This window comes from uncultured Pseudophaeobacter sp. (assembly GCA_905479575.1).
Lineage (GTDB): Bacteria > Pseudomonadota > Alphaproteobacteria > Rhodobacterales > Rhodobacteraceae > Pseudophaeobacter.
In genome coordinates, this window is sequence record CAJQNB010000017.1 from 248,690 (window position 1) to 273,263 (window position 24,574).

Sequence of the window (24,574 nt, forward strand, 5' to 3'; positions counted from 1 at the left end):
AGGCTCAGGCCAGCGGATCCGGGGCAATATTGCCGCCACAGAGCAACACCGCCACTCTTTCGCCCGCGGCGGGCTGATAGGCGCCCGAAATCAGCGCTGCCAGGGCGGTGGCGCCGGCGGGTTCGACCAGCAGCCGGCGCTCGCGCCACAGGGCGGTCTGGGCCGCGGTGATAGCCGCATCCGTGACGGTGAGCGAGGTCAGGTGCCCGGCCTGGCGCTGCTGCTGTGCCAGATCAAAACAGATCGAACCGATCCGCCGCGCCCCCAGCGCATTTGCGGCGACGCCGGAAACCTCTACATCCACTGGCGCCCCAGCCGCCAGGGCCGCATGCAGGGCACAGGAGGTTTCGGGTTCCACCGCGATGATCTTTTTGGCGCCCTGGAACCAGGCCATGGCGCCGGCGATCAATCCACCGCCGCCAACTGCGATGATTACCGTATCAGCCGCCAGACCCTGGTCCTGCCATTCGGCAAAACAGGTGCCCTGACCTGCGACGGTGCCGGGGGCATCATAGGCATGCACCTGTCCGGCGCCGGTGTCCTGCTCATAGGCCTGGGCCTGTTCCAGCGCATTGGCATAGGCGCCAGAGACCACCTGCAGATCAGCACCGGTGTTGCGGATCAGGGCGATCTTGGCGGGGCCTGCCATTTCCGGCACATAGATCCGCGCCTTGTGGCCCAGCTTATGGGCGGCATAGCCGACGGCGGCACCGTGATTGCCCCCGGATGCGGCGACCAGACCGGCGGCTGGCACATCCTGGCTCAGCAATGTGTTAAAGGCACCGCGCGCCTTGAAACTGCCGGTGTGCTGCATGTGCTCCAGCTTCATCTCGATGGGATAGCCCAGGCCAAACCCCAGCGTCTGCATTACCGGTGTGATCTGAATATGGCCTGCGATGCGGCCAGCGGCGGCTTTGATTTCGGTGGTCCAGTCCATGTGCAGTCTCCCCTGGCTGTGCGGGCCAGACCTTAGCGATTGTCGAAGGTGATACAAGCCTTTGCAGTGGGCTACCAATTCTGTTCAAACTGCGACCAGCGAGGCTGGTGCCTGTCACCCCAGGGAGGCTAAGCTGAACCGCAATAGTTCAAATAGGATTGCCTGATACACCATGAGTGATGATCGCCATAGCCGCTTCCCGGATGCCCATTCAGACCGAGATCGCGCCGAACATGTAGAACTGACACCGCAGTCCGCCTCGCGGGCCTATAGTTTGGCCTTTGCGGATGAAGAGTTCCTGTGCCGCGAGGAGCTGCGCCCGGTCCGCCTTCAGTTGGAACTGCTCAAAGCGCAGCTGATGCTGGACGAACAGGGCATTGACAGCACTATCGTCATGTTTGGCGGCGCCCGCATTCCCAGCCCGGCCAACAAGGAAAGCGCCCGGACACAGACGTTGGCGGATCTGTCTCATTTCTACGATGAAGCGCGCGACTTTGCGCGCATGATGACCGAGAGCTCAATGAAGACCGGCGGGCGCAAGAATGTGATCGTCACGGGCGGTGGCCCGGGAGTGATGGAAGCAGGCAATCGCGGTGCGCTGGATGCGGGGGGGAAATCGGTGGGTCTGTCCATCGTGCTGCCCCACGAGCAGGCTCCCAATGGCTATGTCACACCCGAGCTGAGCTTCAACTTTCACTATTTTGCCATCCGCAAGATGCATTTCCTGATGCGGGCGGCGGCGATCACCGTGTTTCCGGGTGGCTTTGGCACCCTGGATGAGCTGTTTGAAAGCCTGACCCTGATTCAGACGGGCCGGATGGAGCGGGTGCCGTTTATTTTGTTTGGTCGGGCCTTTTGGGAGAAGATCATAAACTGGGATGCGCTGGCGGATGCCGGCACGATTTCTGAGCAGGATCTTGAGCTGTTTAAATTTGTCGAAACCGCCGAAGAGGCGGCCGAGATCATTCATAACTGGTCGCCCGAACCTGCCCGCGACAGCCTGCCTGGTCGCGAGCGTTAGGGTCCAATCATGGTCGGTGTTTCCCTCGATCGGAGGGAGGCGCCGGACTAGGCGAATTCTGCTGGCAGAACGCCAATCTCGATGCCCTTGGGCAGGCTGGTCACGATCCGGGCGCCATCGACATCTTTGATCGCATAGCCATAGCCGCGCAGGCGGAACTGCCATTCGCGGGGGCTCAGCGCTTTTTCGCGCTCTTCGCGGATCAGGTCGAGCACATAGGGCTCAAGATTGCTGTTGGCGGCCTGCGGTACCTGTGTTTCCAGTTTCATGCTCAGTCCTCATGGATTCTTTTGATTGTTCCTGAGGGTGAAACTGTCGGTCGGCTGTGGCCGGAATATATCCGGTTTGAGGAAAGAATGTGGCAGGGCGGCAGTGTCGCCGGAAGGCCACATAAAAACGCCTCGGGCGTAAGACCCCGAGGCGTCAGTGTATCAGGACTGCGCGGGGCAGGTTCGGCGTTTAGGATTTTACGCCTGTCTCTGCCTCGATCTGCTTACGGCTTTTGCGGGCGCGTTCGGTTGCGGATTTCAGCTGACCACAGGCGGCCATGATGTCTTCGCCGCGGGGTTTGCGGATCGGCGAGGCATAGCCAGCATCGTGGATGATATCGGAAAAGGCGTGAATGCGATTGCCAGAGGAACGTTTGTAGGGCGCGCCGGGCCATTCATTAAACGGAATGAGATTGATCTTGGCCGGAATGCCTTCGATCAGCTTGACCAGACGGTGGGCGTCTTCCTTGCTGTCGTTTACATGATCCAGCATCACATATTCAAAAGTGATGCGTTCGGAATTTGCCAGCCGGGGATAGGCGCGCAGGGCCTCCAGCAGAGTCTCAATGTTCCAGCGTTTGTTGATCGGCACCAGCTTGTCGCGGACCTCATCCGTCGTGGCGTGGAACGACACCGCCAGTAGGCAGCCGATTTCCTCCGCTGTGCGGGCGATTTCCGGCACCACGCCTGATGTCGACAGGGTGATGCGGCGACGGCTGAGCTGGATGCCTTCGGGATCCATGGCGATCTTCATCGCGTCGCGGACATTGTCAAAGTTATACAAGGGCTCGCCCATGCCCATCAGCACGATGTTTGACAGCAGGCGGGCCTCTTCGGTGTTGCGGGTGCCGGGCACGGGCCATTCGTCCAGATCGTCGCGCGCCATCATCACCTGACCGATGATTTCGGCGGCTGTCAGGTTGCGCACCAGTTTCTGGGTGCCAGTGTGACAAAAGGAGCAGGTCAGGGTGCAGCCCACCTGGCTGGAAATGCACAGGGTGCCGCGATCGGTTTCGGGGATATAGACCACCTCAACCTCGTGACCGCCGACAATGCGCACCAGATATTTGCGGGTACCATCCTCAGAGACCTGTTTGCTGACCACCTCGGGGATGGCGATCTCAAACCCGTCTTCCAGCTGAGCGCGCAGAGCCTTGGAGAGATTGGTCATCTCGGCAAAATCACGTTTGCCCCACTGGTAGATCCACTGCCAGATCTGGCCGACTCGCATTTTTGCCTGCTTTTCAGGGATGCCAATATCAATCAGCGCCTGGCGCATTTTCTCGCGGGTCATGCCGACGAGATTGGTCTTGCCGCCCTCGGGCAGCTTGCGGGGCAGGGTCAGAACGTCTTGGGTGATCGGCGCGTTGGCGGTCATGGCAGCGTGACTCTAAATCAGGAGGGTGGATGCGGCTCTATATAGGAATTTGTTCAAAGATCAAAAGGAATCCGATGTCGGTTTCGGCACTGGGGCAAAGCTGCAGGCGGCAAAAAGGCCGCCCAGCGGGTGCGGGGCGGCCTGATCTTAGCGCTGAATTTGATATTTCAGGCCCTATTCTGTGGCCGGTTCCCAGGCAAAGACCTGAAACGGCGCGTCCACTGGGGTGTCAAACAGCGAGTTGGTGAAATTCGACAGGATTTTCTGGGCATAGATCACCAGGAGGTCCATCATCGCCTTGTTGTCGTATCCGGCCTTGATGAAACGCGAGGTTGCGGCCTCGCTCGGGTGACCATGTGTTTCACGGATGGCCAGCGCAAAGCTGCGCAAGGCTTCCAGTCGGTCGCTTGGCAGTGGGGTTTCATCGCGCAATGCATCAATGATTGCAGTGTCGATTTTCTCGGCCTGCGCGATCATCGTATGGGCTGGCACGCAGTAGTGACATTGGTTGGCAACATTGATTGTCAGCCAGACGACTGTGCGTTCTTCCGGGCTGAAGCCGGAGGCCTCTGCCAGTCGGTGGAGCTGAAAATACCCTTCCAGCAGGGAGGGGCTTTCGGCCATGACGGCATAGAGGTTTGGAACCATGCCATAGGTCTTGATGGCCTCTTCCAGCCGGGGTTTTGCGGCCTCTGGGGCGGTTTCAAGGGTATGGAGTGTGGCGGTGACCATGTCGTTAATCCTCTTGATTGGGTTTGCGATAGCTAGGGGCGCAGCCAAAAAAGGATAACTGGCAGTAATCAACAAAGGTATGTGCAGCATAGAACCAACTTCCCGAATATGTGTTTTGGCGTGAATGTTCTGTGGGTTAGCGTGATCTAATCGGCGCACGACAAGGTTTCCCCAGGGCGGGCGCAGCGCGCCTTGGGACGCACTGCGTTTGGTCGGTCGGTTGTGGGGGTACGGGTGGAGCGAAAGCATAGAAAAAGCCCGGTCAAAGGACCGGGCTGAAACGGAAAAGATAGATCTTTAAAGATGTGCAGCGGTTAGCTGCCGCAGCGCTTTTCGGCGTCTTCAATGGCTGCGGTAAACCCAAGCAGCGAGAAGGTGTCCTTGGTCTGGGTGCCCCGCGCTGAGCGCGCCGTCAGCACCGCACCAGCGCCACGTTTCATGGCGGTGATGATCTTGGCATCATCTGCCGCCGTCGCAGGCCAGGCCCATTCGCCCTCGGTGAAAAGTTCAAACTCGCTGTCGCCAATTGTCATGTTGACCGTCGATCCGGGCGCAAAGGGGTAGCCACCGGTAAAGGTCACCTGACCATTGCCGCCATTGTCGGGGCGGAAAAAGACAAAGAGCTGAATTTCACTGCGGCGCACGGCGACCACGCGGCCATCGCGGGTATTGACGGTTTCTTTGGGGGCAGACACGCCCCAGCATTCTTTTGGGCTGTCACCCTGAAAGACGCTCCAATCCACATTGGCACCGACGCGATTGTCGGTGGTGGTTTGCTGCGCGGTTGCAGTTGTGGCCATAGCGGCCAGACACAGGCCCGCGATCACACGGGCGAGTTTCGATGCCATTTGTCCCGACTCCAAGACTGTCTCTACCTCAATTTCTGTGAGAGCGAGCAGCGTTTAGACCGCCGTCTCTACCAGATGCTCTCGCTTGCCATACACAAGCACACTAACGTAACAAGCGCTACGGGCGAAAGTGCGTTTGGCAGGAATTCGCCAAGAAAAGAGGCTGAAACGATGACAAAACCAGTTCCAATGGCAGAAGTTTGGCGCGGATCCCTACTGGAGAGCCTGCATCTGGGCCATGCGGTGATCTGCGATGACAGCGGTCAGATTGTGCGCAGTTGGGGCGATGCGGATGCGGTGATCTACCCGCGCAGCTCGGCAAAGATGATCCAGGCGCTGCCGCTGGTTACCTCTGGGGCGGCCGCCAAATATGGGCTCAGCTCAGAACAGTTGGCACTATCCTGTGCCTCCCATAATGGCGCCCATATCCATACCGACCGGGTGAATTCCTGGTTGGCGCAGCTGGAGCTGGGCGATGATGATTTCCGCTGCGGGCCGCAAGAGCCGGATGATATTCCGGCCCGCAACGCGTTGATCAAGACAGACACCAGCCCCTGCCAGGTGCATAATAACTGTTCCGGTAAACACGCCGGGTTTTTGACCCTGAATCAGCACCTGGGTGCTGGGCCGGACTATGTCGAGATTGACCACCCGGTGCAGCAGGCCTGCCTCACGGCTTTTGAAGAAGTTACGGGCATGGAGAGCCCCACCTATGGCATTGACGGCTGCTCGGCGCCAAATTTTGCCACCACGGTGCATGGACTGGCACGGGCGATGTCGTGGTTTGCCTCGGCTGCGGATCGCTCTGATCGGGCGTCGGATGCGGCGGCGCAGCTGGTTTCAGCGATGGCGACCCATCCGGATCTGGTGGCGGGAGAAACCCGCGCCTGCACCAACCTGATGCGGGCCATGGGCGGCAAGGTTGCGGTGAAAACCGGAGCCGAAGCGGTGTTTGTTGCCATCATTCCCGAAAAGAAACTGGGCGTTGCGGTGAAGATCACCGATGGCGCCACCCGCGCCAGCGAATGTGTCATTGCCTCCATCCTGGTGGGGCTGGGAGTGTTGGAGGCGGACCACCCGGAGACCCGTAAATATGTCAATGCGCCCCTGTTGAACCGGCGCGGCATTCATTGTGGCTCGGTGCGCCCCAGTGCCGAGATGCTGTTCTAGCCTGAGCCACCTGCCAGGGGTCTGAAAATAAAGGGGGGGCTCCCGCCCGTCGGCGTTTCGGGGCCGAAACGCCTCCCGTTGGGCCCGGCGCCGCGCTGTCGCGCGGCGCGGCAGCGCCTGGAACCGGGGGCGCGGCGATGGGGTTAGAGCATGTCCCAGATCAGTTTGATCGCCAAGGCAACCGAGGTAAGCACCAGCAGGGGTTTGATCAGGCCCGCGCCTTTGGTCTGGGCCAGAGTGGCGCCAGCCTGTGCACCGGCAATCTGCGCAACGCCCATGCACAACCCGGTGATCCACCAGGGCGTTGCCACCAGGGCAAAGGCGCAAAGCGCCCCGGCATTTGAGGCCAGGTTCAGCAGTTTGGTATGGGCAGTTGCCTTGAGGATACCGTAGCCCGCAAGCGAGACAAAGGCGAGCATATAGAAGCTGCCAGCCCCCGGTCCCAGCAGCCCGTCATAGGCCCCACAGAGCGGCACCATGGTCAGGGCAAAGGTCGCGGGTCCAAGGCGGCGGGTACGATCCTGATCGCCAAGCCCCTTTTTGAAGGCAAAAAACAGAGCAATGCCGATCAGCAAAACCGGCAGGATCATCCGGATCCAACCGGTGGGCAAGATGGTGATCAACAGGGCGCCAAGGATGGAAGCCACAAAGGCAATCAGCGCTGACCCCGCCTGATCCCGCAGTTTCACATGGCCGCCTTTGGCATAGGCGCGAGCGGCCGTGGCGGCGCCAAATAGGCCCTGGATCTTGTTGGTGGCCAGCGCCGTGACCGGATTGGCACCGGCCAGCAGCAGCACAGGCACGGTGATCAGGCCACCGCCCCCCGCAACCGCGTCGATAAACCCGGCAAAAAATCCCGCTGCCATCAGCAACAGCAGGGTCTCAATACCCACTTCCAGCATCTGGAATTATCCTTTGAAATCGGCGCGGGCATAGCCCTGAATGTACAACAGTGCGGTCAGATCACCATGGTTGATGCGGATCTCACACTGGGCCGCGACCGAAGGTTTAGCGTGCAGCGCCACGCCGGACCCGGCGCGCAGCAACATGCCCAGATCATTGGCGCCATCGCCCACAGCAATCACATCCGCCTCGCTGATCGAAAGCTTGGCGGTGATCTGCTCGAGTGCTTCCACTTTTGCTTCGCGACCGAGGATTGGCAGGCCTGGCTTGCCGGTGAGTTTTCCATCCGCCACCAGCAATGTGTTGGCGCGGTTCTCATCAAAGCCGAGCTCAGCCGCGATACGGGCGGTGAAGGCGGTAAAACCACCAGAGACCAGGGCGGCATAGGCGCCTTCGGCTTTCATCGTGGCCAGCAAGGCCGGACCACCGGGCATCAGGGTGATGCGGGTGTCCAGAACCTGGCCTATCACCGCTTCGGGCAGGTCTTTCAGCAGAGCGACCCGTTCCGTCAGGGCGCCATCAAAATCAAGCTCTCCGTTCATGGCGCGGGCGGTGATGTCTTTCACACGGGCGCCAACGCCGGCCTCTTCGGCCAGCTCGTCGATGCATTCTTGCTCGATCATGGTCGAATCCATGTCGGCCAGCAGCATCTTTTTGCGTCGGTTGGCGGCGGGCTGCACAACCAGATCCACGCCAAGCGCCTGCAGGTCTTCCCAGACTTTCCATTGATTGTCTGGCCGGGCTTCAAGCGGGAATTCTGCTGCGATATCAGGGGCAAGCCAGAGGGCTTCGCCGCCGCCCCAGGCATTGCGCAGGGAGTCGACCAGGGCCGGGTCCAGGCAGGGTGTGGAAGGGTTGCAAAGCAGCGTGGCAATATACATGAGACAGTTCCATCTGGCGCGTGGGTCGCGCTCTCATAGCCTCCGGAGCCGTTGGGAGCCAGCCCCCAAACTTTTCACCCGGCGGGATTGCCGTCAGAGCTCACCCTTTTCGGACATCATCACAGCGATCCAGCGGGAGTGGGGTATTTCCGCCAAGATGATCATTACCATGGCGGTGAGGGGGACCGCCAGAATGGCCCCGGTCATGCCCCAGAGGGCGCTCCAGATGGCCAGGGCCAGCAACACGGTAAACGGGCTGAGGTTGACAGAGCGGCCAAGGAGCCTTGGTTCGAAATAGTAGGCGACCAGAATCTGCGGGATCATCAGCAGCACCAGCGACAGGCCCGCATGTGCAAAGGAGGTGAACTGGATCAGGCTCATGGTGACGGGAAAGACCACAGCAATGACAGAGCCAATATAGGGAATATAGTTCAGCAGGCCGATGATGATGGCCCAGAATGCCGGATGCGCAATGCCCAGCAGTTTCAGCAGGGCAAAGGACACCAGCGCAAGCACGACGTTGACCAGAGTCTTTGCCGCCAGATAGCTGCCGATCTTTTCGTTGATCTTGCGGACCAGTTCCATGGTATGTTCAGACTGCGCATGATCGCTCAGCGCTCGGCGAGTTTTGTCGGGGAGACTGTCCAGCTCTGCCAGGATGAAGATGGCGTACAGGGCCGCCGCAATGATGAGCGAGCCGCCATTTCTGATGGTGGCCAAGGCCGCCGGCATCAACGTGGTGGCATCGACCATATCCAGCAGATGCTCCCCCAGATTGCCCCAGTTGGGTTCCTGTTTGATACCGACAGCGGTCAGGAACTTGCTTTGCAGAGCGTCAAAATTCGCGGCGTATTGCGGCAGCGCCGCCGACAGTGAGGTGGCACTGGCAGTGATAAAGGAGGTCAGGATCAGAAAGCCCAGCGTGATGAGCACCAGAGCCAGCAAACGGCGTAACCGGCGGGGCAGTCGCCCAATGAGCGGCACCGGCACCAGGGCATCGGCAGCGGTGGTGAGGATATAGACCGCAATGATGCCGACCAGCACTGGTAGCAGGATTTCCTGACCCGCGACCAGCAGCCATCCCACCATTAGGATCAAGGCAAGGGAATAGGTCACCAGCGCGAGTCTGCTTGTCATTGAATACCTCGAATCATCAGGTCTCGTCGGGGCCTGAAATAAGCAAAACCATAGGCATCTGCCTTGGGAATACCACCAAACCCGGCAAGACTTTGGTAGGGAAGTTTCCTAAAGGCGTCAAAGCCTGTCGCAAAATTCCACCAAAGCGGCGTTTGCTGGCAATTTTTATGGTTGCACCTCAGGTCACTGCGCCCTAGCTCTGGCGGCGGGACACCCTTCCCCAACGAAGGGCAGATATCTGTAAGGATAGCATCTATGGCTACTCAGCAACCGGCGACGCGGCCGGGTAATCCGCGTTTTTCTTCTGGCCCCTGCGCCAAACCCCCTACATTTGAATTGTCCAAACTGGCCGACGCCCCTCTGGGTCGCAGCCATCGCGCCAGCGTCGGCAAGGCCAAGCTGAAGGATGCCATCGAGGGCACCCGCGAAATTTTGGGCATCCCCGCAGATTATCGTATTGGTATTGTTCCCGCGTCTGACACCGGCGCGGTCGAAATGGCCCTGTGGTCGCTTTTGGGCGAACGCAAGGTGGAGATGCTGGCCTGGGAAAGCTTTGGCGCGGGCTGGGTCACCGATGTGGTGAAGCAGCTGAAAATCGACGCCGAAGTGAAAACCGCCGACTATGGCCAGATTGTCGATCTTGCCTCGGTGGATTGCAGCAACGATGTGGTCTTTACCTGGAACGGCACCACCGCCGGTGTGCGGGTTCCCAACGCCGACTGGATTGCCGATGACCGCGCTGGTCTGACCATCTGCGACGCCACCAGCGCCGCCTTTGCGATGGATCTGCCCTGGGACAGGCTGGATGTGACCACCTTCTCCTGGCAGAAGGTTCTGGGCGGCGAAGCGGCTCATGGTGTGATCGTGCTGTCGCCCCGCGCTGTGGAACGGCTGGAAAGCTACACCCCGGCCTGGCCCCTGCCCAAGATCTTCCGCATGACCAAAGGCGGCAAGCTGATTGAGGGTATCTTTACCGGTGCCACCATCAACACCCCGTCGATGCTGGCGGTTGAGGACTATCTGTTTGCGCTGGATTGGGCGCGTTCGGTTGGCGGCCTGAAGGGCCTCATCTCCCGTGCTGACGCCAATGCGCAGGCCGTGTTTGACTTCTGCAACGCCAACGGCTGGATCGCCAATCTGGCCGAGGATGATGCGACACGCTCCAATACCTCGGTCTGCCTGAAGTTCACCGATGACCGCATTCAGGATGGTGCTGCCTTTGCCAAGGCCGTGGCCAAACGTCTGGAAGCGGAAAACATCGCGTTGGACATTGGTGCCTACCGCGACGCGCCTGCGGGTCTGCGGATCTGGTGTGGTGGCACGGTGGAAACCGCCGACATCCAGGCCATGTTGCCCTGGCTCGCCTGGGCCTTTGAGGCAGAGATCGCCGCACAGGCCTGATTTCAGGACTGATCTTGTCGCCCGGCGGAGACGCCGGGCAGCGCCCGACGCTCCCCTAAGCCAAATCCCCATTCAGGCCGCATTCGGCCCCCGATATTCAAAGGACCGCACCAACATGGCTCCCAAGGTACTCATCTCCGACAAACTCTCCGAAGCCGCCGTACAGATCTTTCGCGATCGCGGCATCGACGTGGATTTCCAGCCTGACCTGGGCAAAGACAAAGACAAGCTCGCCGAAGTCATTGGCCAGTATGATGGTCTGGCGATCCGCTCGGCGACCAAGGTGACGGACAAGATCCTCGCCAATGCCACAAACCTCAAGGTCATCGCCCGCGCCGGCATCGGCACCGACAACATCGACAAGGAGGCCGCGTCGAAAAAAGGTGTGATCGTGATGAACACGCCCTTTGGCAACATGATCACCACCGCGGAACACGCGATTGCGATGATGTTTGCCGTGGCGCGTCAGATCCCCGAGGCCTCCACCTCGACCCATGCAGGCAAATGGGAAAAGTCCAAATTCATGGGCACTGAGCTTACCAATAAAACCCTGGGCGTTATCGGCGCCGGCAACATTGGTGGCATCGTGTGCGATCGCGCCCGTGGCCTCAAGATGAAGGTCGTGGCCTATGATCCCTTCCTGGGTCAGGAAAAGGCCGACAAGATGGGCGTCGAAAAGGTCGAGCTGGACGAGCTGCTTGCCCGCGCCGATTTCATCACCCTGCACGTGCCCTTTACCGATGCCACAGCAAATATCCTGAGTCGCGAAAACCTGGCCAAGACCAAAAAAGGCGTGCGCATCATCAACTGCGCCCGTGGTGGTCTGGTGGACGAAGAGGCCCTGGCCGAAGCCCTGAAATCGGGCCATGTCGCTGGTGCCGCCTTTGACGTGTTCTCGCAAGAGCCCGCCAAGGAAAACGCCCTGTTCAACCTGCCCAACGTGGTCTGCACGCCGCATCTGGGCGCGGCAACAACCGAGGCGCAGGAAAACGTCGCTCTGCAGGTGGCAGAGCAGATGTCCAACTACCTGCTGACCGGCGCCGTTGAAAATGCGCTCAACATGCCAAGCGTCACCGCCGAAGAGGCCAAGGTCATGGGCCCCTGGATCAAACTGGCCGAGCACCTGGGCGCCTTTGTGGGTCAGATGACCGATGAGCCGATCAAGGCGATCAACATTCTATATGATGGTGTCGCCGCCGAGATGAACCTGGACGCGCTGAACTGCGCGGTTGTGGCGGGCATCATGAAAAAGGTGAACCCGGATGTGAACATGGTCTCCGCCCCCGTGGTGGCCAAGGAACGTGGCATCCAGATCTCGACCACCAATCAGGACAAAACCGGCGCCTTTGATGGCTATATCAAGGTGACAGCCGTCACGGATAAGCGCGAACGCTCGGTTGCAGGCACCGTGTTCTCCGATGGCAAACCCCGGTTTATCCAGATCAAAGGCATCAACATCGACGCTGAAGTAGGCGCGCATATGCTCTACACTACCAACAACGACGTGCCGGGCATCATTGGTGCGCTGGGCCAGACCATGGGTGAACACGGCGTCAATATCGCCAACTTTACCCTGGGCCGGTCTGAGGCCGGTGGCGAAGCCATCGCGCTGCTTTATGTGGATGACATCGTCCCCGCCGACGCCCGCGCGAAGCTGGCCGAAAGCGATCTGTTCAACCAGATCAAACCGCTGCAGTTCGACGTCGCCTGATTAGGGCGATACCGCTCTTGAAGTAATAAATGCTCCCGTCTTATCAGGCGGGGGCATTTTTTCTTGTCGCTGTATCGTGTTGTGCTGGATTCGGTTTTATCACTACCCAGGCAAAAACCAGCATCGACGCCAGAAAAACCAAAGATCCGATTTTGGCGAGTGTTTCGTTGAGCTCCAGAATGGCCAAGGCGATACCCGGCACTAGGATCAGCAGGGCGATAAGCGTGAGAGCGAAATGCGTCTTTGCCAACCCTGTCACGGCGGCACGTGGCATCAGGTGATAGTAAAAAGCAAAGAGAGCGCAGCTTACCCACCCCAAGAGATTAAGATGGCCGTGGGCTGGCGATAACAGGTGGTTCTGGCTGGCTGCCATGACAATGCCCCAGACTATGCCACCTAGGGCAGAGAAAATCGCCATGATCATGAAGCTACGGCTTAATCCTGTCATTGGGTGTTTCCTTTCCTTTGTCCGCAGATGAAGTCTGCCAAGTGTTCAGGAATTTTGGAAATTTATTGTTTGTATGATATATATAGATCGCATGAATTTGTCCGGATTCGATCTTAACCTTCTCAAAGTGCTGAATGCCCTGTTGCACACGGGATCGACGACGGGTGCTGCAAAAGAAGTTGACCTATCGCAGCCTGCGGTTTCGGCCGGGTTAAAACGCCTGCGGCACGCGTTGCAAGATCCGCTTTTTGTGCGCCAGGGGCGTATGCTTGCGCCAACTGAATTCGCCCAGAACCTGAAAGTACCTCTGCGTGAGGTGCTTGACCGTACCGAGGGAATCCTATCGGGGAGCAACTCATTCTCCCCCAAGACAACCGAAGCAGTCTTTCGGCTGTTGGGAAGTGATTTCTACGCTGAACTCTTATTGCCGCCGTTGGCCTGCCTGCTGGCAAAAGAGGCACCGGGTATCAAGGTGCAGCTGGTTGATTCCAGATTGGACCAAGATATCGAGGCTTTGGAAAATCGAGGTTTGGACATGGCCCTGGTTCCGCAAACTATGTTTCCCAAATGGGTCGAGACGCGTGATCTCTTGTCCTCGCAGTTTCTGGTGATTGCCCGGCAGGGGCACGCTGCCCTGTCCCGAAGGGGGACAGTACCGGGTGGTGTTATGCCCCTGGATCTGTACTGCGGGCTCAATCATGTTCTTTTCTCAGCTGCCGGGAAACTGCAGGGTCAGGGCGATCAGGCCCTTGCTGCACTTGAACAGCGGCGAAACGTTGTGATGACTTTGCCCGGATTTTCAGGTGTTTGTAACGTGGTATCCCAAAGTGATCTGTTGGCTTTGGTGCCGGAACAGTTTGCGCGACGCGTGGCCCCCAAGCTTGGCTTGGATATCTATCAGCCACCGTTTCATGTAGAGCCGGTGCAAAGCGTTCTGGCCTGGCATACGCGTCTGTCCACTGCGCCGGCTCATCGTTGGCTCAGAGATCATATCAAGGCGTTGCTTGAGGCTGTGTAGTTATTTTAAGTGTTTATTCTTGTTATTTTAGGGCAGCAAGGCTGCGATCATAATAGATACTATATGTAAGGGTATTGAATGCTGAATCAGATTTACGCGATTGGTGATATTCACGGCCAGCTGGAGATGCTGGAACAGGCGCTGGCGCGGATCGAGGCGGATGGCGGGCCGGAGGCGCGGGTGGTGTTCCTCGGCGATTACGTCGATCGCGGGCCGGACTCGCGCGGGGTGATCGAGCTGTTGTCGCAGGGGCTGGCGGCGGGGCGCAACTGGGTCTGCCTGCTGGGCAATCACGACCGGATGTTTTCCATGTTCATGGAGGATTACCCGCGCAATGACGACCGGCTGCTGGTGGGTTACCACTGGCTGCATGATCGCATTGGCGGGGTCGAGACGCTGCAGTCCTATGGGGTCGAGGTGCCGGAACGCACCCGAATATATGACGTCCATAGCGCTGCGCGACAGGCGGTGCCGGATCACCACCGTGCCTTTCTGAATGCGTTGCCGGATTTTCACCAGGAGGGCGAGCTGCTGTTTGTCCATGCCGGCATTCGCCCCGGAGTGGCACTGGAAGACCAAATCCAGAATGACAAAATCTGGATTCGAGAGGAGTTTCTGGAATATCAAGGCGCCCATCCCTGGTTGGTGGTGCATGGGCATACGCAGATCCCCGTAGCGGAACATCGTGGCAATCGGGTCAACCTTGATTCCGGCGCCGGCTTTGGCCGTCCGCTCACGGCCGCCGTGTTTGAAGGGCGGGACTGCTGGGTGCTGGATGCGGAGGGGCGCAGTCCCTTGTTGGCCCCCTAAAAGCGCCCGCAGATCCGAAAAAAGACAATTGTGCGTAATTTGCACATATTCAGTAAAGAAATTCCGTGTATGCTGACAGTGTGATCGGCGGTTCGGTAATGAGTTCCCTTTGGGCGTAAAGCCCGCGTTGTCTGTGTTGCCGTCGATTACCCGTTTTTGCTAGGCTTAGGGCTGATTAATCTGGTTCCAGTCCAGGACCACCTTGCCGCTATCTCCCGATTTCATCGCCGCGAATCCCTTGGCAAACTCATCGACACCAAACCGATGGGTGATGACGGCGCTCACATCCAATCCGTTTTGCAACATGGCGATCATCTTGTACCAGGTTTCAAAGATCTCGCGGCCATAGACACCCTTCAGCGTCAGCGCCTTGAACACGATGCGGCTCCAGTCGACGGGAGATTTGCCCGGCGGGATGCCAAGCAGGGCGATGCGTCCGCCCATCACCAGGGCTTCGACCATCTGATCCAGCGCCGCCTGGTTGCCCGACATCTCTAGCCCCATATCAAACCCCTGGCGCATGCCAAGTTCGGCAATGACGTCCTGCAGATCTTCGCGGGCCACATTGACCGGGCGCACATTGGCCACTTTGGCGGCCAGTTCCAGCCGCCCCGGGTTCACATCGGTGATCGCCACATGGCGGGCGCCAGCGTGGCGGGCCACAGCAGCGGCCATGATGCCAATGGGGCCGGCGCCGGTGATCAGCACGTCTTCTCCCACCAGATCAAAGCTGAGCGCCGTATGCACCGCATTGCCTAATGGATCGAGAATCGCGCCGATGTCATCCGAAATGTCATCGGGCAGGGGCACAACATTAAAGGCCGGCAGCGCCAGATACTGGGCAAAGGCGCCCTGTTCGTTCACGCCGATACCGCGGGTTTCGGGATCCAGATGAAACTTTCCGGCGCGGCTTTGCCGGGAATGATGGCCAATCAAATGCCCCTCGCCTGAGCAGCGCTGGCCAATCGCCAGATCGGTGACATTGCGTCCCAGCTCGACGATTTCACCGGCAAATTCATGCCCGGTGATCAGCGGCACGGGCACCGTCTTTTGCGCCCAGGCGTCCCAGTTCCAGATATGCACATCGGTGCCACAGATGCCGGTTTTGTTGATCTTGATCAGCACCTCATCCGGGCCAATCTCTGGCACCGGTCCCTGCACCATCCACAGGCCTTCTTTGGGATGGGATTTTTCCAGCGCTTTCATCGTGTTTGGACGGGTCATTTCAGGATCCCCAAGTCTTTGCCCACCTTGCCAAAGGCCGTCAGCGCGCGGGTGAGTTCGTCCCGTGTCAGGGCGGCGTTCATCTGGGTGCGAATACGGGCCTGGCCGCGCGGCACCACGGGAAAGAAAAATCCCGAGACATAGACACCCTCGTCAAACAGGGCTGCCGCCATGTCCTGTGCCAGCTGCGCCTCGCCCAGCATCACCGGCACGATGGGGTGTTCACCGGGCAAGAGGTCAAACCCCAGATCGGTGAGGCCTTGGCGCCAGAAGCGGGTATTTTCAAACAGCTGCGCGCGCATATCGGCGCCTTTTTCAACCAGCGAGATGGCTTCCAGCCCGGCAGCAACGATAGAAGGCGGCAGCGAATTGGAGAACAAATAGGGCCGCGCCCGCTGCCGCAGCAGGTCGATCACTGGCTGCGGCCCGGCGATATAACCGCCAATGGCCCCTCCCAATGCTTTGCCCAAAGTCCCGGTGACGATGTCCACATCGACGCCAAAGTGATCCGGTGTGCCAGCGCCCTTTGGCCCCATGAACCCGGTAGCGTGGCAGTCATCCACCATCACCACGGCGTCATATTTATCCGCCAGGGCGCGGATTTCCGGCAGCTTGGCCAGATAACCATCCATCGAGAACACCCCGTCGGTGGCGATCATGATATGGCGGGCATCATCCGCGCGGGCCTGTTTCAGCCAGGCCTCCAGATCATTCATATCACTGTTGAGATAGCGATAGCGCTTGGCCTTGCACAAGCGCACCCCATCGATGATCGAGGCATGGTTCAGACTGTCCGAGATAATGGCATCCTCTGGTCCCAACAGCGGCTCGAACAGCCCGCCATTGGCGTCAAAACAGGCGGCAAACAGAATGGCGTCATCCTTGTTCAGGAACTTTGCCAGGCGTTGCTCCAGTTCTCGGTGGATGTCTTGCGTGCCGCAGATGAACCGGACCGAGGCCATGCCAAAGCCCTTGCCCTCCATCACGCCGCGCGCCGCTTGGATCAGATCAGGGTGATCTGCGAGACCCAGGTAGTTATTGGCGCAGAGGTTGATGACCTCCTTGTCCCCCACCGTGATCTCGCCCCCCTGTGGGGAGGTGATCATTCGTTCCCGCTTGTAGAGGCCATCGGCCTCAATCTGGGTGAGCGTCTCAGAGATATCGTTCAGAAATGCAGTGCTCATAGCGGGAAACTCCTTATCCGTGGAATCGCATCTACCATAGCGGAAAAGATTCCCAAATAGAAGATTTCACTATCCCGGAAAAAAATCCGCAAAGGTGGATTTTTGCGCGAAGGATCCTGCCCGACTCTGGGTGGGCGTGAAACTACAAATCAAAGGTCGTGCTAGGCGGCACCTCCAAGCGGCGCCCGGCCTGCTCCCGGAGGGCACGCTTGTTCAAATTGTTAGAGGGGTGCCAAATACTGCACCGCTCATAATTCGATAAAAGAGAAAGCTGAAGAATACGAAGACAATCGCCAGTTTGAGCCTCCTGCTTCAACAAGCGCTAAATCACTCTTGCTGAACTCGGCTTCGTTATTCAGCTAGAGCAGGTCACTCATGCGTTCTTCACAATCAGAAAAACCCGTGCTGCCCCATTGGGTGCGGTGATCGCATGGCCCACGTCGGCAGCGTAGCGGGCGGTGTCGCCAGCCTGTAGGCTATCCTTGGCACTGCCGGATGTGACCTCGATCTCGCCGTCCAGAACCGTCAGCTGTTCCATCGCGCCGCGGGTATGGGGCTGGCTGGTCAGGGCGCCGCCTTTGTCGAACCGAATGTCATAGACCTCATGCCCGCCGGCCTCTTCCGGCGGCGACAGGATGCGGATGCGGCAGCCTTCGCCGATGTTTTCGATCTTGGGCACATCAACGGCGCGCAAGACCTCGATGTGGTCCTGCTGGTCGCCGGATTCCAACAGGCCGGCAAAATCCACCTGCAGCGCCCGGGTGAGGTTCCACAGCGTCGCAATGGTGGGGGAGCTTTCGCCGCGTTCGATCTGGCTGACCATCGAGCGGCTGACACCCGAGAGGTTGGCCACCGCCTCAAGGCTGAGCCCCTGGGCGCGGCGGGCCTCTTTCAGGCGGGCGGGCAGCAGGGTCAGGATATCGTCTGGGTTTTCCGTCATAACAGATGTCCTGCGGGTCCTGAGGCAATTTGTCAATGACGGGACGTTCAGTTGTGGCCCAGGCCCGTCAGGGGCAGACAGCGCATGCTGCATCTGCATAATGCGCGCAACTGACTCGTGAGGAGAGAGATCATGACTGATATCGTCATTCTGGATGGTGCCCGCACCGCAATTGGTACCTTTGGTGGCGCGCTTGCCAATACCGCGCCTATTGATCTGGCGACAGTGGCTTCAAAGGCCGCGATGGAGCGCTCTGGCGTTGACCCGGAACAGATCGGCCATGTGGTATTTGGTCATGTGATCAACACCGAGCCGCGGGATATGTACCTGTCGCGGGTGGCGGCGATGCAGGCGGGTGTGCCCCATGGCACGCCAGCGATGAATGTGAACCGGCTCTGTGGTTCGGGGGCGCAGGCGCTGGTTTCGGGTATTCAGTCGCTGATGCTGGGGGATGCAGATTACGCCCTGGCTGGTGGTGCGGAAAACATGTCGCGCAGCCCCTTTATCATGCAGCAGCAGCGTTGGGGCGCCAAGATGGGCGATGTGAAATCGCTGGATATGATGCTGGGGGCGCTGAACTGTCCCTTTGGCACCGGCCACATGGGGGTAACCGCAGAGAATGTCGCGGATGAGCACGATATTACCCGCGAACAAATGGACGAATTTGCCCTCGCCAGCCAGACCCGTGCGGCGGCAGCGATTGAGGCTGGCTATTTCAAAAGCCAGATCGTGCCTGTCGAGGTTAAGGTAAAGCGCGATATGGTGCCTTTTGAAGTGGATGAGCACCCCAAAGGCAGCACGATGGAAGCGCTGGCCGGGCTGGGGGCGGTGTTCCAGAAGGACGGTCGCGTCACAGCGGGCAACGCCAGCGGCATCAATGATGGCGCGGCCGCCCTGGTGATGGCACGGGCAGAGGCGGCCGAAAAGGCAGGCCTGAAGCCCAAGGCGCGGGTTCTGGGCTATGCCCATGCGGGGGTACGGCCCGAGGTGATGGGCATTGGCCCGGTGCCGGCGGTGCAAAACCTGCTGGCCAAAACCGGACTCAAGGTCTCTGATTTTGACGTCATTGAAAGCAATGAGGCCTTTGCCTCGCAGGCGCTGGCGGTGAACAAGGAGCTGGGCCTGGATCCGGCGAAGGTGAACCCCAATGGCGGTGCCATTGCCCTGGGTCACCCGGTTGGGGCCACAGGCGCGTTGATCACCGTGAAGGCGCTTTATGAGCTGGAACGGATTGGTGGATCCAAAGCGCTGATCACCATGTGTATTGGCGGCGGTCAGGGAATTGCCCTGGCGATTGAACGTCTGTGACATTGAGACGGGGTAGGGGGGCTTTGCCCCTCTGGCCCTTTGGGCCATTCACCCCAAGGTATTTTGGCTAAGATGAAAGGGGGGCGCCGTGCTTGCGGCGCCCGTTCTTGTTCAGCTCAGCAACTGACTGATGAGGAGCGTCAGCAGGATCCCAGCGGTCGCGCCAGCTGCAGTGGGGATTTGCCAGGTGCGATTCTTTTTATCGCCACTGGGCTGTTGGGATTGGGCGATCAGCGCCTGTTCCATCAGGGCGGGCAGGCGCGGGCCAAAGCGGGCCATGACCTTGGCGGTTTTCATCAGATCCGAGGCAATGGCGCGGGGGCCGATGCTTTTCTTGATGTAATCCTCGACCACGGGCTGAGCCACTTCCCAGATGTTGATCCTGGGATCCAGCGAGCGGGCGACGCCTTCGACCACCACCATGGTGCGTTGCAGTAGGATCAGCTCGGTCCGGGTTTCCATGCCGAACCGTTCGGTGACCTCGAACAGGTAGTTCAGCAGGTTGCCCATAGAGATCTGGCTGGCATCCATGCCAAAGATTGGCTCACCCACGGCGCGAATGGCGCGGGCGAATTCATCGACATCGCGATCTGCGGGCACATAGCCGGCCTCGAAATGTACCTCGGCGACGCGTTTGTAATCACGTTTGATAAAGCCAAAGAGGATCTCGGCGTAGACCCGGCGGGTGTATTCGTCGATATGGCCCATGATGCCAAAATCATAGGCAATGATATTACCATTGGCGGCGACCTTGAGGTTGCCCTGGTGCATGTCGGCGTGAAAATAGCCGTCGCGCAGGGCGTGGCGCAGGAACAGCGACAACACCCGTTCCCCGAGCGCATGGCGATCATGGCCCGCAGCGTCCAGGGCGGCATTGTCGCCCAAAGCCACCCCATCGGCCCAGTCCAGGGTCATCACCCGGCGGGCTGACGCTTCCCAACGGATACGGGGCAGTTGGAAGCCTTCGTCGGCGCTGGTGTTGGCGGCAAATTCGGAGGCGGCTGAGCTTTCAAGCCGCAGGTCCAGCTCACCCTGTACCACCCCGTCAAAATGTTCGATCACATCCATCGGGCGCAGTCGGCGGGCGCCGGGGGCAAAGAGGTCAACAATGCGGGCGGCAAAGTAGAAGGCATCGACGTCTTTGTTGAAGGCGCGTTCAATGCCGGGGCGCAGGACTTTGACCGCGACGTCTTCGCCTGTTTCGGTCAGCCGGGCGCGATGCACCTGCGCGATGGAGGCGGCGGCAATTGGCTCGCTGAATTCGGAAAACACCTCGGCCAGAGGGCGGCCAAGCGCGCGCTCGACCTCGGCCATGGCTGCCGCGCGGGAGAAGGGCGGCAGCTGGTCCTGTAACACCCGCAATTGCTGGGCCATATCTTCACCCACCACATCCGGGCGGGTCGAAAGCACCTGACCAAATTTGATATAGGCGGGCCCCAGCGCTGTCAGGGCGCGTGTTGCAGGGGGCATGTTTGGATCGCCCTTGTAGCCAAGCCACTGAAAGGGCCAGCCCAGGGTGTAGGCCAGGGCGCGCAGGGGGGCGGGCGCGTCAAAGGCGTCCAGCACCACGTCCATGGCGCCAGTGCGCACCATGGTGGCGCCGGTGCGGATCAGGCGGATGATATTATGAGGGCCGCGCATGGTTCAGATTTTCCAGCCGGAATGCAGCGCCGCGATTCCCAGCGACAGGTTGCGGTATTTGGCATTGGCAAAGCCTGCGGTTTTCACCATCTGCAGGAAGGTCTCCTGATCCGGGAAATTGCGGATCGATTCCACCAGATACTGATAGCTGTCGTAGTCATCTGCGATGAGCTTACCCATGCGGGGGATGACGTTGAAACTATAGAGATCATAGAGTTTCTGCATGCCGTCGTTGGGCAGCTGGCTGAACTCCAGCACCATCAGGCGACCACCGGGTTTCAGCACCCGGTAGGCTTCATTCAGGGCCTCCTGCGGGCGGGTGACGTTTCGGATGCCAAAGGAGATGGTGTAGACGTCGAATGTATTGTCCTTAAACGGCAGGGCCATGGCGTCGCCGGTGACCCAATCGAGGCTCTCGGCCATCTGTTCGGCCTCGGCGCGCTTGCGGCCCTCTTCCAGCATTGGCGCGGTGAGATCCAGCACGGTGGAATGGCCGTGGCCGGCGCGCTTCAGGAAGCGAAAGGAGATATCACCCGTACCACCGGCCACATCCAGCAGGCGCTGGCCCGGGCGCGGCGCCAGCCAATCCATCATCGCGTCTTTCCAAACCCGGTGAATCCCGAGGCTCATCACGTCATTCATGATGTCATATTTGGAGGCCACGGAATTGAAGACGCCCTGCACCCGGCCCGCCTTTTCGTGTTCGGGGACGGTTTCAAAGCCAAAATGAGTGGTGCTGTCTGATCTGTCTGCCATGGGGACTTGCCTCTGCCGATACCGCCCCCTCTTATAGAGACCAAGGCCGAGAAGACAATTGGGCGAATATGCAGCAGGGGGCGGGGATGAAGAGATTAGCCAATGCGGCGACTGGCCTGGATCTTTCATTCATTTGGGCCACGGCTTTGGTTTATTTGCGCTGTCATGGATGGTTGGATGCGGTGTCTGAACTGATCTTTGTGCTGCTGGCTGCTGTACCGGTTATATTTTCGGTTTCAAAGCAGCGCTATAAGAGGTTCGGCGTTGCCAGAATTTCCAAATATTGCGAAGGCTATGGAGAGATTATGGAACTTGCCGAAAGTAAGCTGAACAATGCCTGAACTGCCCGAAGTTGAAACCGTGATGCGGGGATTGCAGCCCTCGATGGAGGGCGCGGTGATTGCGCAGGCGCAGGTGAATCGGCCTGATCTGCGCTGGCCCTTTCCGGAGCGGATGGCAGAGCGGCTGACGGGGGCGCGGGTTGTGGCGCTGCGGCGGCGGTCCAAATACATCCTGGCGGAACTGGACCGGGGTGAGACCCTGCTGGTGCATTTGGGTATGTCGGGGCGGATGACGGTGTCGGGTGATCCCTTGGGGCAGTTTGTGCATGATCACCCGCAGGCGGCCAAACATGACCATGTGGTCTTTGATATGGAAAACGGCGCGCGGGTGACGTTCAATGATCCGCGCCGCTTTGGCGCTATGGATCTGATCGACACAGCTGGCCTGGCTGAGCACAAGCTGCTGCGGGTGCTGGGGCCAGAGCCGCTGGGCAATGATTTCCACGAAGATCACCTGATTGCTGCCTTCAAAGGTAAGAACTCCCCGGTGAAATCGGCACTGCTGGATCAGGGAATCATCGCGGGTCTGGGCAATATCTACGTCTGTGAGGCGCTTTTTCGTGCTCAAATTTCACCCAAACGCAAAGCGGGGCAACTCGCCGCAGCCCGTGTTGCGGCGCTGGTCCCGATCATCCGGCAGGTGCTGGAGGAGGCCATCATAGCCGGGGGGTCTTCGCTAAAAGATTTCCGCCAAGCCAATGGGAAGCTTGGATATTTTCAGCACAGCTTTGATGTCTATGGCCGCGAGGCAGAACCCTGCAAACGACAGGGGTGTGGCGGGACTATTGCCAGAATCACCCAGTCGGGGCGATCCTCTTTCTACTGTGGCAAGTGTCAAAGATAGCTTGAATGCGATGTTTGTCGTGGTAATGACTCGGTTCTGAACGGAACAACGAAAGCAATAATTATGGCCTATGAGACGATCAACGTCGATGTGCAGGACCACGTTTGTCTAATCAAACTGCATCGCCCCGAGGCGTTGAACGCACTCAATGCAGCGCTCGTGAGCGAGCTTTGCACTGCTTTGGAAGAAGCCGACGCCAGCGACAAGGTGCGCTGCATTGTGCTGACCGGATCGGAAAAGGCATTTGCCGCCGGTGCTGACATCAAAGAGATGTCGGAGATGAGCTTTACCGATGTCTATACCAACAACCTGTTTGCGCAGGTGAATGATCGCATCGTGGCGATTCGCAAACCCATCATCGCAGCCGTTGCAGGCTATGCGCTGGGCGGTGGCTGCGAGCTGGCGATGCTGTGCGATTTTGTCATTGCGGCGGAAACCGCAAAGTTTGGCCAGCCAGAGATCAACCTTGGCGTTGTGGCCGGCATTGGCGGCACCCAGCGTCTGACGCGGTTTGTTGGCAAATCCAAATCCATGGACATGAATCTCACCGGTCGTTTCATGGGCGCCGAAGAAGCCGAGCGCGCCGGTCTGGTGTCGCGGGTGGTGCCTGCCAAAAAGCTGATCGAAGAGGCCATGGGCGCGGCACATAAGATTGCCGAAAAATCCCTGCTCACCGCGATGGCAGTCAAGGAAACGGTCAATCGCAGCTACGAGCTGCCGCTGAGCGAAGGCATGTTGTTTGAACGCCGGGTGTTCCACTCGATGTTTGCAACCGAAGACCAGAAAGAGGGCATGGCGGCCTTTTTGGAAAAACGCGAAGCCCAGTTCCGCGATAAGTAACCGGTTGGGGCCAGTCCTCCTGGTCTGCTCCCAAGGTCGGGGCGGTTCTTTGGGATTGGCCCCGGCAGTTTTGCGGTGGTTTGGCTGCCCCCGTGAGGCGTTCACATAGGTATTTGGCAATGTGCTTGCATATTGCAGCCCATCCCATTAAAGACCGCAGCCATACATGCGCGTGCAGCCCGCTTGGCTAGAATCACTCCGAGATCCGATCCGGGTTTGGCTGGCCTGCGCCGACATATAAACACGAACCCGAAGATAAGGTCACAGAGACATGGCAAATACCCCCCAAGCAAAAAAACGCGCACGTCAGAACGAAAAGCGTTTTGCAGTAAACAAAGCCCGCCGTTCGCGCATCCGCACATTCCTGCGTAAAGTTGAAGAAGCTATCGAAGCTGGCAACAAAGAAGATGCAGCCGCCGCTCTGCGTCTGGCCGCTCCTGAGCTGATGCGTGGCGTGACCAAAGGCGTCTACCACAAGAACACCGCTTCGCGGAAAGTGTCCCGCCTGACCGCACGGGTCAAAGCGCTGGGTTGATTCCCAACCGGGAATTTCCTGCAAGCCGGAAATTGAAAAAACTGAAGGCGTCGCATTTTTGCGGCGCCTTTTGATTTTCTCCTTATCCCACGGAGACCTTCTGCAGCTGCGAGAGATTCTTTGTCAGCAAAGCATGAGTCAACATCATAGTTTCATTGCCGCTGCCCCCCGCAAATTGCTACCACATATACAGCGATTCACTCGCTGGGGGACAGGCTGCTCACGGTAATCTTGACGGGCATCAAGGTTACTAGAAGGCGTAGAAGTTCACGGGAGGCCAGTTTGGCTTCTTAATGA

The 24,574-nt window shown here is 59.0% G+C and carries 25 protein-coding genes; 11 read left to right on the plus strand and 14 right to left on the minus strand.

Features of this window, described 5'->3' with window-relative positions; genetic code table 11:
• Positions 1-4: 4 nt before the first annotated feature.
• Positions 5-937, minus strand: a complete 933-nt coding sequence (locus QZ268_RS06510) for a threonine/serine dehydratase (protein ID WP_295449886.1) — start codon at positions 935-937, stop codon at positions 5-7.
• A gap of 172 nt (positions 938-1,109) precedes the next feature.
• Here QZ268_RS06510 and QZ268_RS06515 point away from each other — a divergent pair, with 172 nt between their 5' ends.
• Positions 1,110-1,958 (plus strand): TIGR00730 family Rossman fold protein, encoded by an 849-nt coding sequence (locus QZ268_RS06515; RefSeq protein WP_295449888.1) that lies wholly within the window; start codon positions 1,110-1,112, stop codon positions 1,956-1,958.
• 47 nt (positions 1,959-2,005) lie between these two features.
• Here the strand turns inward: QZ268_RS06515 and QZ268_RS06520 are convergent, their stop codons facing one another.
• From QZ268_RS06520 to QZ268_RS06535, 4 genes are all read right to left on the minus strand, one after another.
• Positions 2,006-2,227 carry a hypothetical protein gene (locus QZ268_RS06520; RefSeq protein ID WP_295449891.1) on the minus strand — a complete coding sequence of 74 codons (222 nt, stop codon included), beginning with the start codon at positions 2,225-2,227 and terminating at the stop codon, positions 2,006-2,008.
• Positions 2,228-2,417: 190 nt separating this feature from the next.
• Positions 2,418-3,605: a 23S rRNA (adenine(2503)-C(2))-methyltransferase RlmN gene (rlmN, locus tag QZ268_RS06525; protein ID WP_295449894.1), complete on the minus strand. Its 1,188-nt coding sequence runs from the start codon at positions 3,603-3,605 to the stop codon at positions 2,418-2,420.
• Between the two features lie 174 nt (positions 3,606-3,779).
• Positions 3,780-4,337, minus strand: a complete 558-nt coding sequence (locus tag QZ268_RS06530; RefSeq protein WP_295449896.1) for a carboxymuconolactone decarboxylase family protein — start codon at positions 4,335-4,337, stop codon at positions 3,780-3,782.
• A gap of 314 nt (positions 4,338-4,651) precedes the next feature.
• On the minus strand, positions 4,652-5,185 hold the full coding sequence (locus QZ268_RS06535) for an invasion associated locus B family protein (RefSeq protein ID WP_295449899.1): 534 nt from the start codon (positions 5,183-5,185) through the stop codon (positions 4,652-4,654).
• Between the two features lie 171 nt (positions 5,186-5,356).
• Here QZ268_RS06535 and QZ268_RS06540 point away from each other — a divergent pair, with 171 nt between their 5' ends.
• On the plus strand, positions 5,357-6,355 hold the full coding sequence (locus QZ268_RS06540; RefSeq protein ID WP_295449901.1) for an asparaginase: 999 nt from the start codon (positions 5,357-5,359) through the stop codon (positions 6,353-6,355).
• A gap of 143 nt (positions 6,356-6,498) precedes the next feature.
• Here the strand turns inward: QZ268_RS06540 and QZ268_RS06545 are convergent, their stop codons facing one another.
• The 3 genes from QZ268_RS06545 to QZ268_RS06555 form a co-directional block, all read right to left on the minus strand.
• On the minus strand, positions 6,499-7,257 hold the full coding sequence (locus QZ268_RS06545; RefSeq protein ID WP_295449904.1) for a TSUP family transporter: 759 nt from the start codon (positions 7,255-7,257) through the stop codon (positions 6,499-6,501).
• Positions 7,258-7,263: 6 nt separating this feature from the next.
• On the minus strand, positions 7,264-8,139 hold the full coding sequence (serB, locus tag QZ268_RS06550; protein WP_295449907.1) for a phosphoserine phosphatase SerB: 876 nt from the start codon (positions 8,137-8,139) through the stop codon (positions 7,264-7,266).
• A gap of 93 nt (positions 8,140-8,232) precedes the next feature.
• Positions 8,233-9,276 (minus strand): AI-2E family transporter, encoded by a 1,044-nt coding sequence (locus QZ268_RS06555; RefSeq protein WP_295449911.1) that lies wholly within the window; start codon positions 9,274-9,276, stop codon positions 8,233-8,235.
• A 255-nt stretch (positions 9,277-9,531) separates the two neighbouring features.
• Here QZ268_RS06555 and QZ268_RS06560 point away from each other — a divergent pair, with 255 nt between their 5' ends.
• Positions 9,532-10,677, plus strand: a complete 1,146-nt coding sequence (locus tag QZ268_RS06560) for a phosphoserine transaminase (RefSeq protein WP_295449913.1) — start codon at positions 9,532-9,534, stop codon at positions 10,675-10,677.
• Positions 10,678-10,792: 115 nt separating this feature from the next.
• Positions 10,793-12,388, plus strand: coding sequence for a phosphoglycerate dehydrogenase (gene serA, locus QZ268_RS06565; protein ID WP_295449916.1), 1,596 nt, complete (start codon positions 10,793-10,795; stop codon positions 12,386-12,388).
• 43 nt (positions 12,389-12,431) lie between these two features.
• On the opposite strand, the gene QZ268_RS06570 is transcribed toward serA, so the two are convergent.
• Positions 12,432-12,836: a hypothetical protein gene (locus QZ268_RS06570; RefSeq protein ID WP_295449919.1), complete on the minus strand. Its 405-nt coding sequence runs from the start codon at positions 12,834-12,836 to the stop codon at positions 12,432-12,434.
• Between the two features lie 73 nt (positions 12,837-12,909).
• On the opposite strand from QZ268_RS06570, the gene QZ268_RS06575 reads away from it, so the two are divergent.
• Together QZ268_RS06575 and QZ268_RS06580 are read left to right on the plus strand one after the other, a co-directional pair.
• Complete coding sequence (locus tag QZ268_RS06575) at positions 12,910-13,854, plus strand: LysR family transcriptional regulator (RefSeq protein WP_295449922.1); 945 nt, start codon at positions 12,910-12,912, stop codon at positions 13,852-13,854.
• A gap of 78 nt (positions 13,855-13,932) precedes the next feature.
• Positions 13,933-14,664, plus strand: coding sequence for a metallophosphoesterase family protein (locus tag QZ268_RS06580; protein ID WP_295449925.1), 732 nt, complete (start codon positions 13,933-13,935; stop codon positions 14,662-14,664).
• A 165-nt stretch (positions 14,665-14,829) separates the two neighbouring features.
• Here the strand turns inward: QZ268_RS06580 and tdh are convergent, their stop codons facing one another.
• From tdh to QZ268_RS06595, 3 genes are all read right to left on the minus strand, one after another.
• Entirely contained in the window at positions 14,830-15,888 is a 1,059-nt protein-coding gene (gene tdh, locus QZ268_RS06585; protein ID WP_295449929.1) for an L-threonine 3-dehydrogenase, read from the minus strand.
• Entirely contained in the window at positions 15,885-17,072 is a 1,188-nt protein-coding gene (locus QZ268_RS06590; RefSeq protein ID WP_295449932.1) for a glycine C-acetyltransferase, read from the minus strand. Before QZ268_RS06590 ends, tdh begins: the two co-directional genes overlap by 4 nt.
• A gap of 373 nt (positions 17,073-17,445) precedes the next feature.
• Positions 17,446-18,012: an XRE family transcriptional regulator gene (locus QZ268_RS06595; protein ID WP_295449936.1), complete on the minus strand. Its 567-nt coding sequence runs from the start codon at positions 18,010-18,012 to the stop codon at positions 17,446-17,448.
• Positions 18,013-18,144: 132 nt separating this feature from the next.
• On the opposite strand from QZ268_RS06595, the gene QZ268_RS06600 reads away from it, so the two are divergent.
• The gene (locus tag QZ268_RS06600) at positions 18,145-19,320 is read left to right on the plus strand and encodes an acetyl-CoA C-acyltransferase family protein (protein WP_295449938.1); all 1,176 of its coding nucleotides are present in this window, start codon (positions 18,145-18,147) and stop codon (positions 19,318-19,320) included.
• Positions 19,321-19,431: 111 nt separating this feature from the next.
• Here the strand turns inward: QZ268_RS06600 and ubiB are convergent, their stop codons facing one another.
• Complete coding sequence (gene ubiB, locus QZ268_RS06605; protein WP_295449941.1) at positions 19,432-20,961, minus strand: 2-polyprenylphenol 6-hydroxylase; 1,530 nt, start codon at positions 20,959-20,961, stop codon at positions 19,432-19,434.
• A 3-nt stretch (positions 20,962-20,964) separates the two neighbouring features.
• On the minus strand, positions 20,965-21,717 hold the full coding sequence (gene ubiE / locus QZ268_RS06610) for a bifunctional demethylmenaquinone methyltransferase/2-methoxy-6-polyprenyl-1,4-benzoquinol methylase UbiE (RefSeq protein WP_295449944.1): 753 nt from the start codon (positions 21,715-21,717) through the stop codon (positions 20,965-20,967).
• Between the two features lie 86 nt (positions 21,718-21,803).
• Here ubiE and QZ268_RS06615 point away from each other — a divergent pair, with 86 nt between their 5' ends.
• From QZ268_RS06615 to rpsT, 4 genes are all read left to right on the plus strand, one after another.
• Entirely contained in the window at positions 21,804-22,058 is a 255-nt protein-coding gene (locus QZ268_RS06615) for a hypothetical protein (RefSeq protein WP_295449948.1), read from the plus strand.
• Positions 22,051-22,902 carry a bifunctional DNA-formamidopyrimidine glycosylase/DNA-(apurinic or apyrimidinic site) lyase gene (gene mutM, locus QZ268_RS06620; RefSeq protein WP_295449950.1) on the plus strand — a complete coding sequence of 284 codons (852 nt, stop codon included), beginning with the start codon at positions 22,051-22,053 and terminating at the stop codon, positions 22,900-22,902. Before QZ268_RS06615 ends, mutM begins: the two co-directional genes overlap by 8 nt.
• A gap of 63 nt (positions 22,903-22,965) precedes the next feature.
• On the plus strand, positions 22,966-23,742 hold the full coding sequence (locus QZ268_RS06625) for an enoyl-CoA hydratase (protein WP_295449953.1): 777 nt from the start codon (positions 22,966-22,968) through the stop codon (positions 23,740-23,742).
• 271 nt (positions 23,743-24,013) lie between these two features.
• Complete coding sequence (rpsT, locus tag QZ268_RS06630) at positions 24,014-24,277, plus strand: 30S ribosomal protein S20 (protein WP_295449956.1); 264 nt, start codon at positions 24,014-24,016, stop codon at positions 24,275-24,277.
• Positions 24,278-24,574: the final 297 nt, after the last annotated feature.